The 1,138-nt window shown below is 59.2% G+C and carries 1 protein-coding gene; it reads right to left on the reverse strand.

From position 1 onward, the window contains the following. On the reverse strand, positions 1-1,110 hold a 1,110-nt coding region (locus tag ACXJ7R_RS33715), incomplete at its 3' end, for an NAD(P)/FAD-dependent oxidoreductase (RefSeq protein ID WP_457155568.1). Positions 1,111-1,138 lie beyond the last annotated feature (28 nt).

Raw genomic sequence — 1,138 nt, forward strand, 5'->3', positions numbered from 1 at the left:
CTCCGCCATCGTTAAGCCGACGCCGCCGGAGTTCAGGATGCCGTTGGAATTCATGCCGGCGGCAATGAACAGGCCTGGCATTTCCGGCGCGGGGCCGAGGTAGGGCCGACCGTCCGGTGTGAAACTCTCGGGGCCGTTGAAAAACGTCTTGATCCCCATCTCGGCAAGCGCTGGCATGCGGGCGAAGATCGTCTCAAGCATCGGTTCGGTATGTTCCATGTCGAATGGAAGTTCGTCGAACTCGAAACCGTCTGGAATGCCCTCTGTGCCCCAAGCCTTGCCCAAGGCTTCGAAACCACCGATCAACAGCTTGCCCGCGTCCTCCTTCCAGTAGGTCCGTTCTTCGCCGACGACAAGGCAGGGCAGGGTGCGCGGGAGGCCGGCAATCGCTTCGGTGACGATGTAGAAATGCTCCGCCGCATGAAGGGGCACAGTCACCCCATGTGCCTTGGCAAAGCGGCTTGTCCACATCCCGCCGGCGAGAATGACTTTTTCGGTGGCGATCACACCCTGATCGGTTTCGACACCAATCACCCGGCCGTTCTTCGTCAGAATTCTTGTGGCCGAAGTGTTCTCAAAAATCAGCGCCCCGTTGTTGCGAGCGCCGCGGGCCATCGCCTGGGTGACGTCCAGGGGATTGACCTGACCATTGGAGGGAACGAAGAAGCCGCCTTGGACGCCCCCATAGTCTACCAGGGGCCAGATTTCTTTCAGCTCCGGGATCGAGAGTATGTGGCTTTCGATTTCCATTCGTCCGGCATGGTCATGGTTGCGCAGCAACTGGTCCATCCGGATATCCGACAATGCGAGATGCAGCGTGCCGTTCTGCTTGTAGCCCGTCGCCTGTCCCGTCTCACTTTCGAGTTCCGTAAAGAGCCGTGCGGTGTATTTCGAGAGTGCGGTCTGCGAGCCAGACTCACGCAATTGCCCGACGATTCCTGCCGCGTGCCATGTCGTCCCACTTGCAAGCTGTTTACGCTCCAAAAGCACCGCACCCGCCATTCCGCGTTTCGCAAGATGGTAGAGGGACGATATGCCGATGATGCCGCCGCCGATGACGACTGCAGGAGCCCGTTCCGGGAGTGACCTTGGGGATCTGTTTTCGGTCATCAGAGTTGAATCCACGCTGTCTTGAGAT

It is taken from the genome of Mesorhizobium sp. P5_C1 (genome assembly GCF_054049815.1).